Consider the following 13,705-nt stretch of genomic DNA (forward strand, 5'->3'; position numbering starts at 1 on the left):
CGGCCTTCTGACACGTGTCACACCATGGGCGCGCCCCGTACCTACCGGTAAGTAGGCCGTTCGCGCGTCCTCGGTCTGGAGGTCCCCGTGTCCCGTCCCCGTCCCCGTGCTCGTGTCCTGCCAAGATCCCGCAAGGTCCTCGCGTTCACGGCCGGGGCGGTGCTGGCGGCGCCGATCGCCCTCGCCGCCCCCGCGCAGGGCGCCGAGCCCGGCACGTACGCCTACACCGTCACCCCGCTACGCTTCACCGTCCAGGCAGGAGGCCGCAGTTGCGCGGTCGACGCCGACCTCTACCGGCCCGAGGGCGTCGACGCCGCCCACCCCGCGCCCGCCGTCCTCGCCACCAACGGCTTCGGCGGCAGCAAGAGCGACGGCACCACCGACGCCATCGGCAGGGCCGTGGCCGCCCGCGGGTACGTCGGGCTCGTCTACTCCGGACTCGGCTTCGGCAAGAGCGGCTGTCTGATCTCCCTGAACGACCCGCGCATCGACGGCCAGGCCGCCGCCCGGCTCGTCGACTTCCTCGCCGGCACCCGTGCCGCCGACGACGGCACCCGCGCCGACTTCGTCACCCGGGACGGGACGGGCGACCCGCGCGTCGGCATGATCGGCGGCTCCTACGGCGGCGCCATCCAGCTCGCCACCGCCGCGACCGACCCCCGCCTCGACGCGCTCGTCCCCCTCATCACCTGGAACGACCTCGCCTACTCCCTCGCCCCCAACAACGCCGACCGGGCCACCCCCGGAGTCTTCAAATGGCAGTGGGCGAACGGCTTCTACCTCATGGGCGAGGGCCAGCCGCTGCTCGTGCCCTCCCTCGACCCCAGCCGGATCAACTCCCTCGGCTGTCTGCACTTCGTCACCGACGCCTGCGACACCGTCCGGCTGCTCAACTCCGGCAGCTACCCGCAGGCCGCCACCGACAGGATGCTCGCCTTCGCGCGCAGCGTGTCCCCCGTCTCGTACCTCGACAAGGTCAAGGCCCCCACACTGATCGTCCAGGGCCAGTCCGACAGCCTCTTCAACCTCAACGAGGCCCAGGACAGCTACGACCAGCTCCGCAGGCAGGGTGTCGACACCAAGATGATCTGGCAGTCCTGGGGACACAGCGGCGGACAGCGGCCGGGTGAACTCGACCTCGGCCAGGGAAACCTGGAGTCGAGCTACGTGGGGCACCGCGTGCTCGCCTGGTTCGACCGCTATCTGCGCGACGACCGAGCCACCGACACGGGACCGGCCTTCGCCTACTACCGCGACTGGCAGAGCGGCTACGGCACCGCGGCCCGCGTCCCCGCGCTCAGCCGGCAGCTCTACCTGTCCGGCGACGGCAAGCTCGTCGACAACCGGGCCAAGGTCGTGCGCGGCTCGCGCGAGTACGCCAACTGGCTCGTGCCCACCAGTCACTCCGAGTCCTCGCTCGCCGGGCTCATCGGACTGCCCGACCCCCAGCCGTACGACATCGCCGGCACCTACCTCGGCTGGCGCAGCGCCCCGCTCACCGCACCCGCCGACCTCGTCGGCTCGCCGCGCGCCACCCTGAAGGTCATCTCGCCGCGCACCGAACGCGTCCAGGACTCCGGCGACGCCGCCGACAAGCTGGTCCTCTTCGCCAAGCTCTACGACATCGCCCCGGACGGCACGAAGACCCTGGTCAACCGCCTCGTCGCCCCGGTCCGCGTACCCGACGTCACCCGCCCCTTCACCGTCGAACTGCCCGGCATAGTCCACCGCTACGAGACCGGCCACCGCCTGGAGTTCGTGATCGCCGCCAGCGACACGGCCTACTTCGGCAACCGGGGCGTCAAGCCGGTGACCGTCACCAGCGCCCCCGAGGACACGGGGACCCTGGAACTGCCGCTGGTGAACGGCCGGGTGGACTGAGCCCTGGGAGGCCGACAGCCCGGGGAGGCCGGGCCGGGCAGGCCGGCCCCGGGGAGGTCGGGCCGAGGAGGCCGGGCCGGGCACGCCGGGCGAAGGGCGCCGGCCCGACCGCGTCAGTCCAGGACGACGACCGTCTCCTGCTGCACCGGCGCGGTGGGCACCCGCGGGGCCTCCACGTCGACCAGCCAGAGGCCCGGCGGCGGATCGAACACGGCACGGTACCGGCCGTCGTCCGTGCCCGGCAGACGAGGACGACCTTCGGCGCGCGCTCGCCGGTCTCGCCCCGTCTGCGGCACTCCTCCGTTCAGCGTGCCAGCTCCCGTTCGACGAAGACCTTGAGGAGCGCGGCCGAGTGCCGGTTCGACAGGCGCCAGTCGTACGGGAAGACGACCATCCGGGTCGGTGGCGGCCGGCGTCAGCCACGACGCTCGTCGAGCCGCAGGACGTCCATGCGCTCCCGGCCGACCACCGCGACCAGCAGCTCCGACGCGGCCGGGGCGGCGAAGACCTGGTGCACGTCGAAGCCGCGGTTCGGGACCATCCGGTCCTCGCCCGGGCCGTCGACGGCCCGGCGAGCGACCTCAAGCACGGCGTGCCCGACCTCTTCGGGGTCGCCCGCCGCGCACTGCGCGAGGAACGGGCGGTGCATCGGAGCGAAGCCTGCGAGGTCAACTGCTGTCGCTCGGCAGGGACCTCGGCCACCACCAGGGGGCCGCCTTCTCCCTGGCCGTGCTGCCCGACCCGAGCGAGGCGGACCTGCGGGACCGCTGGAGCCGGGGCGTCGACGACAAGTGGGAGCACACCGAGTTCCGCTTCGTGCCGGCCGAGCCGGACGCCGTCCTCGACTTCCTGCTCGGCCCGGACAACCGCGAGCAGTGGACGCCCTGCGGGCCGGCCCTCTTCTCCACGCGATCGTGCGCCTGATGGTCCGCCGCCTCGGCGACGCGGGCGAGGGCCGGCTCGCGGTGGAGCGGGCCATCGCCCCGGCGGTCGCGCGGGCCGAGGCGAAGGCGGAAGCGGAAGCGGCCGGCTGAGAGGCCGGATCCGTTCGTACGGCCGGATTCGTTCGTGCGGGCGGCTCTGTCCGTACGGGGCGGGCCGGCCTGGGCCGGCCGGGCCGGTGGCGTACGAGGGAGGGGGGCCCGTACGCGACCGGCTCCTACGTCCTGGGAGACGTACGTCCCCGGAGGCGTACGTCTCGGAGGCGTACGCCGCCGGGGTAGGTCGACCCGGTCGGTCAGGCGGTCGCGAGGGCCGCGTAGCCCGGGCGGATCAGCTCGTCGATCAGGCGCCGGCGCTCCGGGAGCGGGAGGAAGGCGGACTCCAGGGCGGCGATCGTGAACTCCTCGAAGACCTCCGGGCCGTAGCCGAAGGTGTCGGCCATGTGCTGGAACTCCTCGCTCATGGTCGTGCCGGAGACCAGACGGTTGTCCGTGTTGAGGGTGATGCGGAAGCCGAGGCGGCGCAGCTCGTCGATCGGGTGCGAGGCGTAGTCCTTGGCGGCGCCCGTCTGGAGGTTGGAGGTCGGGCAGACCTCCAGGGCGATGCGGTTGTCGCGGACGTACGAGGCGAGGCGGCCCAGGGTGCCGTCCTCGGCGATGTCGTCGGTGATCCGCACCCCGTGGCCGATCCGCTCGGTGCCGCAGACCTGCACGGCCTCGTGGATCGACTCGGCGCCGACGGCCTCGCCCGCGTGGATCGTGAAGTGGCAGTTCTCGCGCTTCAGATGCTGGAAGGCGGGCAGGTGGCGGGCCGGCGGGTTGCCGATCTCGCCGCCGGCGATGTCGAAGCCCGCCACGCCGTTGTCCCGGTGCGCGACGGTGAGCCGGGCGATCTCCAGCGAGCGGTCGGTGTGGCGCATGCCGGTGAGGAGGGTGCGGACCGTGATCCGGCCGCCGGTGCGGCGCTCGCCCTCGCGGAAGCCCTGGTTCACGGCCTCGACGACCTCGTCGAGGGTCAGCCCGGCCTCCAGGTGCTGCTCGGGGGCGTAGCGGATCTCGGCGTAGACGACCCCGTCGGCAGCCAGGTCCTCGGCGCACTCGGCCGCGACGCGCTCAAGGGCCTCGCGGGTCTGCATCACCGCGCAGGTGTGGGCGAAGGTCTCCAGGTACCGCTCGAGCGAGCCGGAGTCGGCGGCGTCGCGGAACCAGACCGCCAGCTCGGCCGGGTCCTCGGTGGGCAGCCCGGTGTACCCGCAGGCGCGCGCCAGCTCGACGATCGTGGCGGGGCGGAGTCCGCCGTCGAGGTGGTCGTGGAGGACGGCCTTCGGGGCCTGCCGGATCCAGTCGGCGACGACGGGGGAGGCGACGGGGGAGGCGGCAGCGGTGAGGTTGTCAGACAAGTGCATGGCCGGGAAGTGTACGCCACCCAGGGCGGGTGGTGATGTGACGGTGGCGACGGGCGGCGGCCCGCCGCCGCTGTGTGGTGGCCGCGGGCCGCCCAGGACGGCGACGGCAAGGGCGCGCTCGGGGCGCTGCACCCCGCCCAGGACGGCGACGGCAACGGCGCCAACGCGCTCGGCGCGCCGCCCCGCCGCCCCGCCGCTGGCAACGCCGCCGACGCGCTCGGGGCGCTGCACGCCACCCAGGAAGACGACGGCGACGATGCCGACATGCTCGGTGTGCCGCCCCGTCGCCCGCCGCTGGCAACGCCGCCGACGCGCTGGGCGCGCCGCACGCCGCCCGCGGCGGGCGTCCCGGCCGGCCCTCGGTTCGACCGTTCCGAGCGCCTCAGTTCGACTGGAGCAGCGGCAGCGCGGGCGCGCCTGTCGGGAGCATGTGCTTGGCGGCCAGGACCGGGGTGCCGTCGACCCGTACCACCTGCGTGACGAGCACCGCCGGGGTGTCGGCCGAGCGGCCCAGCTGCTCGCCCCTGCGGCGGCCGAGCAGCGTCGCCGTGACCGCGCTGTGCCCCGCGAGCGGCACGCCCCGCGAAGCGCCCGCGAGCACCGCCAGCATGGAGGTGCGGTCCGGCGCGGCCGTCGCGCGCAGGGCCTCGGCGAAGGCCGGATGGGCCCGCTCCAGGACCTCGTCGGCCGCCGCCCACTCATGGCTGAGCGCCGCCGGGCCGGCCTCTCCGACCAGCACGGACTCCCAGAACCGCAGCTCGGCCGCGGCCGGGGCGAGCAGGTGCTGGGTGGTGAAGTCGGTGGGCTCCTCGACCGTGCGCAGCAGCCCGCGGACACGGAGCGGCGCGGCCGCCCCGAGCAGCTCCTCGAGGGCCTGTACGTGCTCGAAACCGCGCCGCGGCGGGTGCGCGTTGACCGTCCGGCCCACCCCGCGCCGCACCGTGAGCAGCCCGTCCTCCTGCAGCAGCAGCAGCGCCTCGCGCAGCGCCGGCCGGCTCACGCCGAGTTCGCCCGCCAGCTTGGGCTCGGAGGGCAGGGCGGAGCCCGGCGGGTAGGTGCCGTCGTGGATGGCGTCCGCGATCCGCTCGTAGAGCGCGACGACCGGGCGTCGCTGCTGTCCGCGCTGTCCGCCGGCTGCCACGGGACCTCCTCGGGCTGGCTCCTGCTCGTACCTTCCGTACCTTCCTCCGACTACCGTAGTCGGCCCGCGTTGTCTGACAAGTCACTCGTACGGTCCTCTCCGCAGGCGCCGAGAGGCGGAAAGCGGCCCATCCTGGGGGGACCCACGACGGACGGGACGACGGAGGAGAGGGCCGGCCATGAGCCCCAGGGAGACATCGAGCGCGGGCCCGGCCCGGGCCGGTGGAGTCGTGACCCCCGGCCGGATCACGATGGCGGCCGTCGCGGTCCTGACGCTCGTCCTGATCTTCGAGAACACCCGGCAGGTGCGGGTCAGGCTGCTGATCCCCGAAGTGTCCATGCCGCTCTACCTCGCGCTGCTCGCCACCACGCTGCTCGGCGCGCTCTGCGGGTTCTACCTCGCTGCCCGGAGGCGCAAGTGAGACGCGTGACCGTCCTCGGCGCCGGTGCGCTCCTCGCGCTCGCGGCCGTCGCCGTCAGCTCGGCGGAGTCGCTCGCCGCCACCGACACCCCCGAGGAGCAGGCCACGCCGGACCTCCTCGGCCAGGGCCTCTGGCGGGTCTTCACCGGCCTCGACCCGCGCACCCGCCTCGACGTCCACGACGTGGCGGGCGCCGACCGGCGCGTGCTCTGGCCGCCCCACTGGCGCGTCTGCACGCAGCACCCGGCGCCGGGAACGCCGCGCCAGGCACGCGGTCGGGTGGTGGTGGGCGTCGTGAAGAAGGGCGAGACGTGCCCGGCGCGGGTGACGGCGGCGCGACGCTGAGCGGGCTCCGGCTCCGGGTGCGGCGGGCTCCGGCTGAGGGCGTGGCCTCCGGCGCCAGCGCGGGCTCCGGCGCCAGCGCGGGCTCCGGCGCCAGCGCGGGCTCCGGCTCCGCCGCCTGCGAACGGAGGCGGGGCGTGGGTCGTGGGCGGGTCGTGGTCGGGCCGGGCGACTGGGGTCCCCTCGCCGCCGTCGGTCCGTGATCTCCGTCGGTAGGCTGGACCCATGCCTGGTGATCTCGGTGACTACGTCGCTGTCGGGAGCCGCGTCGGGCTGCGGCCGTTCACGGCCGCCGACGCGGAGGAGTTCACCGCGCGGGCGCGGGAGAGCCGTGAGCTGCACGCGCCCTGGCTCTTCCCGCCGCTGACCGCAGAGGCGTACGCCGCCTATGCCGGGCAGTTGACCGGCAACCCGGGCAGGGCCGGCTTCCTCGTCTGTGAGACGGCCGACCGGTCGATCGCGGGATTCATCAACATCAACAACATCGTGCGCGGCGGCTTCCTCTCCGGCGCGCTCGGTTACGGCGCCTTCGCGCACGCCGCCGGGCGCGGGCTGCTCACCGAAGGGCTCGCGCTCGTCCTCGCGCACGCCTTCGGGCCGCTCGGGCTGCACCGCCTGGAGGCGAACATCCAGCCCGGAAACACCGCCTCCCGCGCCCTGGTGCGGCGGGCCGGCTTCCGGCTCGAAGGGTTCTCGCCCGCGATGCTGTTCATCGACGGGGCGTGGCGGGACCACGAGCGCTGGGCGATCACCGCCGGCACGACCGCCGCTACCGCTACCGCTACCGCCGCCGCTGCTGGGACCGCCACTGCTGCCGACACCGCCGACACCGCCGACACCGCCGACACTGCCGACACCGCCGACACCGCCGACACCGCCGACACCGTCGGCGGCAAGCCTCAGCGCTTGTAGTTGATCTTCATCGTGTCGAGGTCGGTGACCGAGGACCTCAGTCCCTTGTAACCGTGCCCCAGCTCCTTGAGGGCCGTCTCCACCCGGTCCTCCGCGAGCGCGCCCGCCATCTCCTCGCCGTCCGCCGCGTCCGAGACGACGACCAGGCGGTACGAGAAGTGCTTCAGCGCGCGGTCGTAGGTGAGCGAGCCCTCTTCCGTGAACGTCATCGCCGACAGGCCGTGCTCGTCGACCTCGGCGAGCAGCCGCGTGCGGCTCTCCTCCGACAGTCCGTCGAAGGTGCCCCGGACGATCACCCGGTAGGTGTGCTGCTCGCTCATTCTCCGCGCCTCTCTCGGTAACGGACCAAGCCTAGGTCGACGTGTGCACACCGCAACGGAATTTCTCGGTCAAGCCCTCCCGAGGGGGTTGTCCACCCCCTGGCCAGCGGTGGTTCCGGCGTGTTCCATGGTCGACATGACGACCGTACGACGTGCCGTACTCACCCTGCCCGCGGCGCCGTTGGGCCCGGACAACCCGCTGCCCGCGCTCCGTCTGCTCACGAGGGCCGGAATCCCCGCGGTCGACGCGCGCGACCGGGCCGCGCTGCCCCGCGACATGGCCCGGCAGCTCGGACGCGGCGCGCTGCGCACCCTGCTCCCGACCCGGGTGCGTGACGGGTACGGGCGCGAGCGCACCCCCACCGAGCTCGACACGATCGTGATCGAGAACGACCGGCTCCGCGTCACCGTGCTCCCCGGCCTCGGCGGCCGGGTCCACTCCCTCCTCCACAAGCCGACCGGCCGCGAACTCCTTTACCGCAACCCGGTGTTGCAGCCCGCCGCGTTCGCCCTCAACGGGGCCTGGTTCTCCGGCGGCATCGAGTGGAACATCGGTGCCCGCGGCCACGGCACCCTCTCCTGCGCCCCGCTGCACGCGGCCGTCGTCCGCGCGCCCGACGGCGGCGAGATGCTCCGGCTCTGGGAGTGGGAGCGGCTGCGCGACCTGCCGTTCCAGGTCGACCTGTGGCTGCCGGAGGGCGCCGAGCACCTGCGGGTCGCCGTCCGCATCCGCAACCCGCACGAGCGGACCGTGCCCTGCTACTGGTGGTCCAACACCGCCGTCCCCGAGGACCGCCGGATCCTCGCCCCCGCCGAGACGGCCTGGCACCACGGCTACGAACGCGCCCTGCGCCGCGTCCCGGTGCCCCGTACGACCGACGGCGCCGACCGCACGTACCCCCTGAACTCCCCGCACGCCGCCGACTACTTCTACGCGCTGCCGGACGGACAGCGGCGCTGGATCGCCGCGCTCGACGAGGACGGCACCGGGCTCGTGCAGACGTCCACCGACGGGCTGCTCGGCCGCAAGCTCTTCGTGTGGGGGACCGGCCCCGGCGGCCGGCGCTGGCAGGAGTGGCTCACCGAGCCCGGCACGCCGGGCTACGCCGAGATCCAGGCCGGGCTCGCCCGCACCCAGTTGGAGCACCCGCCGCTGGAGGCGGGGGAGGAGGTCTCCTGGCTGGAGGTGTACGGGCCGCTGCGCACCGATCCGGCCGCGGTGCACGGCCCCGACTGGGCGGCCGCGCGCGCGAGCGTCGAGGACGCCCTCGCCGAGGCGCTGCCGCGCGCCGAGGTCGACGCGGCGTACGAGGAGTGGCGGGCGAGTGGCGCCGACGCCGAACCGGGGCCGCTGCTCGCGACCGGATCGGGCTGGGGCGCACTCGAAGTGCTGCGCGGGGGCTACGAGTTGCCGGGCACGCCGTTTCCGGACTCGCTGATCGGCGAGGAACAGCGGCCGTGGGTGGGCTTGCTGCGTACGGGCGCGCTCCCCGTCCAGGAGCCCGGCGCCGCCCTGTGGTCGACCCCGGTCGCCGACGCCTGGCGCGACATGCTGGAGACCGCGCCCGCCGATCCCGTCACCGAGTACCACCTCGGCGTCGCGCAGTGGGCCGCGGGCGATCTGGCCCAGGCGGTACGGAGCTGGGAGCGCGGCCTGAAGAACGCGGCCGAGCGCTGGCCGCTGCTCTACTGCCTGGCCGTCGCCGACCGCGAGGACGGGCACAGGGAACGGGCCGCCGAGCGGTACGCGGAGGCGTTCGACGAGCAGGTCCGGGGCCGGGACGGCGGTGACCCGGTCGTCACCGCCGCCCTCGCCCGCGAGGCCGTTCCGGCCCTGCTCGACGCCTCCCGCACGGCCGACGCCCGCGCCGTCCTGAACCGCCTCCCGGACGAGGTACGCGCCCGCGGCGCCTTCCGCTGCCTGGAGGCCAGGGTGCTGCTCGCCGAAGGGCGGCCGGGCGAGGCCCGCGCCGTGTTCGACGCGGGCTTCGAGGTGGCCGACCTGCGGGAGGGCGCGGAGGAACTGGGCGAGCTGTGGTCCCGTATCACGGACGAACCGCTGCCCGCCGCCTACGAGTTCAGGATGCGTCCGCCGGCCGACGAGTGATCAGACCCGGCACAGGATCTCGCCGTGCGGGACCATGAACCAGCCGTCGTGCTCCTGGCCCCAGGCGCGCCACGCGTCCGCGATCGAGGCCAGCTCCTCGCGGGTCGCGTGGCCGCCGTCGACGGCCAGCCGGGCGTACACCGACTCGGTGGTGCGGTCGGCCCACAGGCCGCTCCACCAGGCGCGCTCGTCGGGTGAGGCGAAGCACCACGCGCCGGCGGACGAGGTGACGTCGGTGAATCCGGCCTCGTGGGCCCAGGCGCGCAGCCGTCGGCCGGCGTCCGGCTCGCCGCCGTTGGCGCGGGCCACGCTCTGGTACAGGGCGGCCCAGCGGTCCAGGCCCGGCGACTGCGGGAACCAGGTGAACGCGCCGTAGTCGCTGTCCCGCGCGGCCACCACTCCGCCCGGCCGGCACACCCGCCGCATCTCCCGCAGCGCCTGCACCGGGTCGCCCACGTGCTGCAGCACCTGATGGGCGTGCACGATGTCGAACGAGTCGTCGGGGAAGTCCAGCGCGTGGACGTCGGCGACCGCGAACTCGACGTTCTCCACGCCCCGTTCGGCCGCGGCCGCCCGCGCCTTCTCCAGCACGTCCTCAGCCGTGTCCACCGCCGTCACCCGCCCCGGCGCGACCCGCGCGGCCAGATCGGCCGTGATGGTCCCCGGCCCGGCACCCACGTCCAGAACGTCCAGCCCGGCGCGCAGCTCGGGGATCAGATAGGCGGCGGAGTTCTCGACGGTTCGCCACGCGTGCGAGCGCAGGACGGACTCGTGGTGTCCGTGGGTGTAGACGGCGGTCTCGTGCGGGGCGGACGACGCGGTCCTGCCGGTTCCGGCTCTGTCGGCGTGAGGCATGGCTGGGCTCCCAGGGCTGAGTGGGTGCGGTGGTGTGTGCTGCGTGGTGCGGTGTGGTGCGTGGTGATCACCGTACGCCGATCATTCGCATCATGAGACCTCGTTCTCGATATGTGGACGCTCCCTCTGAACAGGCCGTACAGGAAGGGGAGTTCAGGGAAGGGGAGTTCAGGGAAGGGGGGCTCGGGAAAGGGGGCTCAGGAAAAGGGAGTTCAGGCGACGCCGGGCTGCCGGTGCCACTCCCATCTCCGCTCCCCGTCCTCGAACGCCTCCGTCGGCTCCAGGCCGGCCGCCCGTGCCACCGCCGCCGAGGCGTGGTGGTCCGGGTGGACCTGCGCGACCAGGGTCGGCACGGCCTGCTCGCGGAGCCAGGCCGCCAGGGTCGTCGCGGCTTCGCGGGCCAGGCCTCGGTGTTGCCAGGCGGTGCCGAGGACCCAGGCGATCTCGGCGGCGTCGGACGTCACCGTGGCCTGGACGGTGCCGATCGCCGCGCCGTTCTCGCGCAGTCGCAGCACCCAGTTGCACCAGGCTGCCGAGCGGGGGTCCGGCGGGCCGGCCAGGAGACGGACGTAGCGGGCGCGGAGGGCGGGTTCGGGGAGCGGCGCGCCGCCGATGAAGGTGTGGAGGGCGGGGTCGGCGAGGGCCTCGGCCATCTCCGGGGCGTGGTCGGGGCGGAGCGGCTCCAGGTCGAGGCGGGCGCTGCGCAGCGGGACGGCGGTGAGCAGGGTCAGGTCGGGTGCGGTCATCCGTACAGGCTGCCCCATGGCCTCGTATGACGCCGAGGTGCCGCGACTTGACGGAGCCTTACGTGACGGGCCGGTGAACGGGCCGCCCGCGCCCCCACCTCGCCCCTACCCTGACCCACATGACTGCCCCCGCCCGCCGTACCCTCCTCAAAGCGCTCGCCGCCGCGCCCGCCCTGTCCGCGCTCGGAACCGTCCCGGCCGCCGCAGCCTCCGGCATCGTCAAGCCGCTGCCGGCCGAGTACTTCACGATCCGCGGTACCAACGCCGAGGCGCGTTACGAGTCCTTCGCCGACACCGGCCTGCTCACGCCCAACGCGCGCTTCTTCGTCCGCAACCACACCTCCACCCCCGTCCTCGACGCCGCCGACTGGCGTCTCACCGTCTGGGGCGACGGGCTGCACGGCCGCAGTCCCGTGCATTTCGGCTACGGACAGCTGCGCGACCTGCCCGCCGTCACCCGGACGGCTGTCATCGAGTGCGCGGGGAACGGCCGCAGCCTCTACGCCGCCCAGCAGGGCGAGACGGTCACCGGCACCCCCTGGACGCTCGGCGCGATCGGCGCCGCCCGCTGGCGCGGCGCGCGGCTCTCGGACGTGCTGCGGCTCGCCGGGATCGCCTCCGACGCCGTCGACGTGATGCCGCGCGGCCTCGACGACGAGTACGTCACCGGCGGCGTCAGCCTCGGCCGGGTGCGCCGCCCGCTGCCCGTCGCCAAGGCGCTCGACGACGTGATCCTCGCGTACGAGATGAACGGCGAGCCGCTCCCGTACGACCACGGGCACCCGGTCCGGCTCGTCGTGCCGTCCTGGATCGGCATCGCCTCCATCAAGTGGCTCGGCGACATCGAGGTGTCCCGCACCCCGCTCGCCTCGCCGTGGAACACCGACTACTACCGGATGTTCGGCGAGGCGTATCCGCCCGGCGGCAGCGCCCCGCTCACCCGGCAGACCCTCAAGAGCGCGTACGAGCTGCCCTTCGCCGCCACCCTGGAGGCCGGCCGCACGCACCGGCTCACCGGCCGAGCCTGGTCCGCCCTCGCGCCCGTGCGCCAGGTCGACGTGTCTGTCGACGGCGGCGCCCACTGGCGGCCCGCCCGGCTGCTCGACGCCCCGCGCCCCAACGGCTGGGTCCGCTGGACCGCGCCCTGGCACCCGCACCGCACCGGACCCGCCACCCTGCTCTCCCGGGTGACGGACGCCGCCGGCAACACCCAGCCCGAGCGGGCCGTGCACAACACCCAGGGATACCTCTTCAACGCGATCGTCCGGCACCCCCTCACCTTCGTCTGAGGAGCGAACCCTCCCGAACCTCCGTATAAAGGGCTCTGTAGCGGGCAACTGCGCCGGTACGGAAGTGCGGAGGTTCGGGAGGTTCGGGACATGCGGCAGACCGCCCCGGAGGGCCGCGGCCCGGTGCGATACGGGCCGCCCGCGCCGGAGCCGGGACTCCCCGTGCTGCCCCGCCTCACCGCCGTGCTCGCCGCCGCCGCGGACCGCACCGCCCCCGAACCGCCCGGCGGCGGACCCGTCCTCCGCGAGGCCGCCGCCGGCTACTGGTGGCGGCGCGGCCTGCGCACCCACGCAGAGGACGTCGTCGCCGCGCCCGGCGCCCCGCCCCTGCTCCTCGCCCTGATCGCCGCCCACGGCGGCGACCTGCTGCTGCCCCGGCCCTGCCCCGCCTGGTGGACCCCACAGGCCCGGCTCCTCGGCCGCCCCGCCTACCACGTGCCCACCCCCGCCGAATGCGGCGGCGTGCCCGACCCGTACGCCCTCCTGGAGACCGTCCGCCGGGTCCGTGCCGAGGGCGGCCACCCCCGGCTGCTGCTGCTCTCCGTCGCCGACGACCCCACCGCCACCGTCGCCCCGCCCGAGATCCTCCGCGAGGCGTGCGAGGCGGCCGTCGCCGAGGGGCTGCACATCATCAGCGACGAGACCTGGCGCGACACCCTGCACCGGCCCCAGGACACCGTGCTGCTCAGCCCCGCCGAGATGTGCCCCGACGACGTCACCGTCCTCACCGACCTGGCCGGCGCCCTCACCCCCGCCGCCTGGCCCTGCGCCGTCGCCCGCTTCCCGCCGACCGCCGTCGCCCGCGCCGACGGCTACGGCGACCCCCGGGCCCGTACCCTCGACATCCTCACCGCGCTCGGCGCCCTCGTACCCGGCCCGTTCGCGCCCGCCGCCGCGCACGCCCTCGACGAACCCGAGGACGTGACCGTACGGGCCCGGCTCACCGCCCGCCTGCACGGACGGGTGGCCGCCGCCACCCACCGGGCCGTGCTCGCCGCGGGCGCCCTCGCCCGGCCCCCGCAGGCCGGCCGCCACCTCTACGCCGACCTCGGTCCGCTGCGCGCCGGACTCGCCACCCACGGCGTCACCGACTCCCTCGAACTCGAGAACCACCTCACGGCCCGGCTGGACACCCCGGTGCCCGGCGGCCACCGCTTCGGCGACGAACTCGGCGCGCTGCGCGTCAGGTTCGACACCGCCGCCTTCCTGGGAGCCACCGAAGAGGAACGGACGGAGGCCCTCACCGCCCCGGCCCCCGAGGAACTGCCGCACGTGGCGGCGGCATTGGGCCGCTTCGGAGCCACCCTCGACGAACTCTCCCGACTCTCCCGGTAGCAAGGCCACG

General features: G+C 74.5%; 13 protein-coding genes and 1 pseudogene. 8 read left to right on the forward strand and 6 right to left on the reverse strand.

The genetic code is table 11. From position 1 onward, the window contains the following. Positions 1 to 87 precede the first annotated feature (87 nt). The gene (locus tag ACIRSU_RS06720) at positions 88 to 1,881 is read left to right on the forward strand and encodes a CocE/NonD family hydrolase (RefSeq protein ID WP_403789628.1); all 1,794 of its coding nucleotides are present in this window, start codon (positions 88 to 90) and stop codon (positions 1,879 to 1,881) included. Positions 1,882 to 2,296: 415 nt separating this feature from the next. Here the strand turns inward: ACIRSU_RS06720 and ACIRSU_RS06725 are convergent, their stop codons facing one another. Further along, positions 2,297 to 2,530 carry a hypothetical protein gene (locus ACIRSU_RS06725; protein ID WP_403789629.1) on the reverse strand — a complete coding sequence of 78 codons (234 nt, stop codon included), beginning with the start codon at positions 2,528 to 2,530 and terminating at the stop codon, positions 2,297 to 2,299. An 80-nt stretch (positions 2,531 to 2,610) separates the two neighbouring features. Between ACIRSU_RS06725 and ACIRSU_RS06730 the strand changes: the two genes are divergently transcribed. Continuing rightward, positions 2,611 to 2,805, forward strand: coding sequence for a hypothetical protein (locus tag ACIRSU_RS06730; protein WP_403789630.1), 195 nt, complete (start codon positions 2,611 to 2,613; stop codon positions 2,803 to 2,805). A 313-nt stretch (positions 2,806 to 3,118) separates the two neighbouring features. Here the strand turns inward: ACIRSU_RS06730 and ACIRSU_RS06735 are convergent, their stop codons facing one another. Both ACIRSU_RS06735 and ACIRSU_RS06740 read right to left on the reverse strand, forming a co-directional pair. Next, positions 3,119 to 4,228, reverse strand: coding sequence for an adenosine deaminase (locus ACIRSU_RS06735; RefSeq protein ID WP_403789631.1), 1,110 nt, complete (start codon positions 4,226 to 4,228; stop codon positions 3,119 to 3,121). Positions 4,229 to 4,610: 382 nt separating this feature from the next. Beyond that, on the reverse strand, positions 4,611 to 5,369 hold the full coding sequence (locus ACIRSU_RS06740; RefSeq protein WP_403789632.1) for a GntR family transcriptional regulator: 759 nt from the start codon (positions 5,367 to 5,369) through the stop codon (positions 4,611 to 4,613). 178 nt (positions 5,370 to 5,547) lie between these two features. Here ACIRSU_RS06740 and ACIRSU_RS06745 point away from each other — a divergent pair, with 178 nt between their 5' ends. The 3 genes and pseudogenes from ACIRSU_RS06745 to ACIRSU_RS06755 form a co-directional block, all read left to right on the forward strand. After that, the gene (locus tag ACIRSU_RS06745) at positions 5,548 to 5,790 is read left to right on the forward strand and encodes a lipopolysaccharide assembly protein LapA domain-containing protein (RefSeq protein ID WP_403789633.1); all 243 of its coding nucleotides are present in this window, start codon (positions 5,548 to 5,550) and stop codon (positions 5,788 to 5,790) included. Then, positions 5,787 to 6,134, forward strand: a complete 348-nt coding sequence (locus ACIRSU_RS06750) for a hypothetical protein (RefSeq protein ID WP_403789634.1) — start codon at positions 5,787 to 5,789, stop codon at positions 6,132 to 6,134. Before ACIRSU_RS06745 ends, ACIRSU_RS06750 begins: the two co-directional genes overlap by 4 nt. Positions 6,135 to 6,356: 222 nt before the next feature. Then, a pseudogene (locus ACIRSU_RS06755) lies at positions 6,357 to 6,887 on the forward strand (GNAT family N-acetyltransferase); the annotation flags it as partial. Between the two features lie 143 nt (positions 6,888 to 7,030). Here ACIRSU_RS06755 and ACIRSU_RS06760 read toward each other — a convergent pair. Beyond that, positions 7,031 to 7,363, reverse strand: a complete 333-nt coding sequence (locus ACIRSU_RS06760; RefSeq protein WP_403789635.1) for a DUF6204 family protein — start codon at positions 7,361 to 7,363, stop codon at positions 7,031 to 7,033. 127 nt (positions 7,364 to 7,490) lie between these two features. On the opposite strand from ACIRSU_RS06760, the gene ACIRSU_RS06765 reads away from it, so the two are divergent. Continuing rightward, complete coding sequence (locus ACIRSU_RS06765) at positions 7,491 to 9,470, forward strand: DUF5107 domain-containing protein (RefSeq protein WP_403789636.1); 1,980 nt, start codon at positions 7,491 to 7,493, stop codon at positions 9,468 to 9,470. On the opposite strand, the gene ACIRSU_RS06770 is transcribed toward ACIRSU_RS06765, so the two are convergent. Further along, positions 9,471 to 10,325, reverse strand: coding sequence for a class I SAM-dependent methyltransferase (locus ACIRSU_RS06770; RefSeq protein ID WP_403789637.1), 855 nt, complete (start codon positions 10,323 to 10,325; stop codon positions 9,471 to 9,473). It abuts the gene before it with no gap. Between the two features lie 212 nt (positions 10,326 to 10,537). Beyond that, on the reverse strand, positions 10,538 to 11,071 hold the full coding sequence (locus ACIRSU_RS06775; protein WP_403789638.1) for a GNAT family N-acetyltransferase: 534 nt from the start codon (positions 11,069 to 11,071) through the stop codon (positions 10,538 to 10,540). Between the two features lie 119 nt (positions 11,072 to 11,190). On the opposite strand from ACIRSU_RS06775, the gene ACIRSU_RS06780 reads away from it, so the two are divergent. Together ACIRSU_RS06780 and ACIRSU_RS06785 are read left to right on the forward strand one after the other, a co-directional pair. Continuing rightward, a complete protein-coding gene (locus ACIRSU_RS06780; RefSeq protein WP_403789639.1) occupies positions 11,191 to 12,360 on the forward strand; it encodes a sulfite oxidase in 1,170 nt (389 codons plus the stop codon). Between the two features lie 90 nt (positions 12,361 to 12,450). Next, complete coding sequence (locus ACIRSU_RS06785; RefSeq protein ID WP_403789640.1) at positions 12,451 to 13,695, forward strand: aminotransferase class I/II-fold pyridoxal phosphate-dependent enzyme; 1,245 nt, start codon at positions 12,451 to 12,453, stop codon at positions 13,693 to 13,695. The last annotated feature ends 10 nt before the right edge of the window (positions 13,696 to 13,705 follow it).

Origin of the sequence: Streptomyces sp. NPDC101160, assembly GCF_044768205.1 — a bacterium.
Lineage (GTDB): Bacteria > Actinomycetota > Actinomycetes > Streptomycetales > Streptomycetaceae > Streptomyces.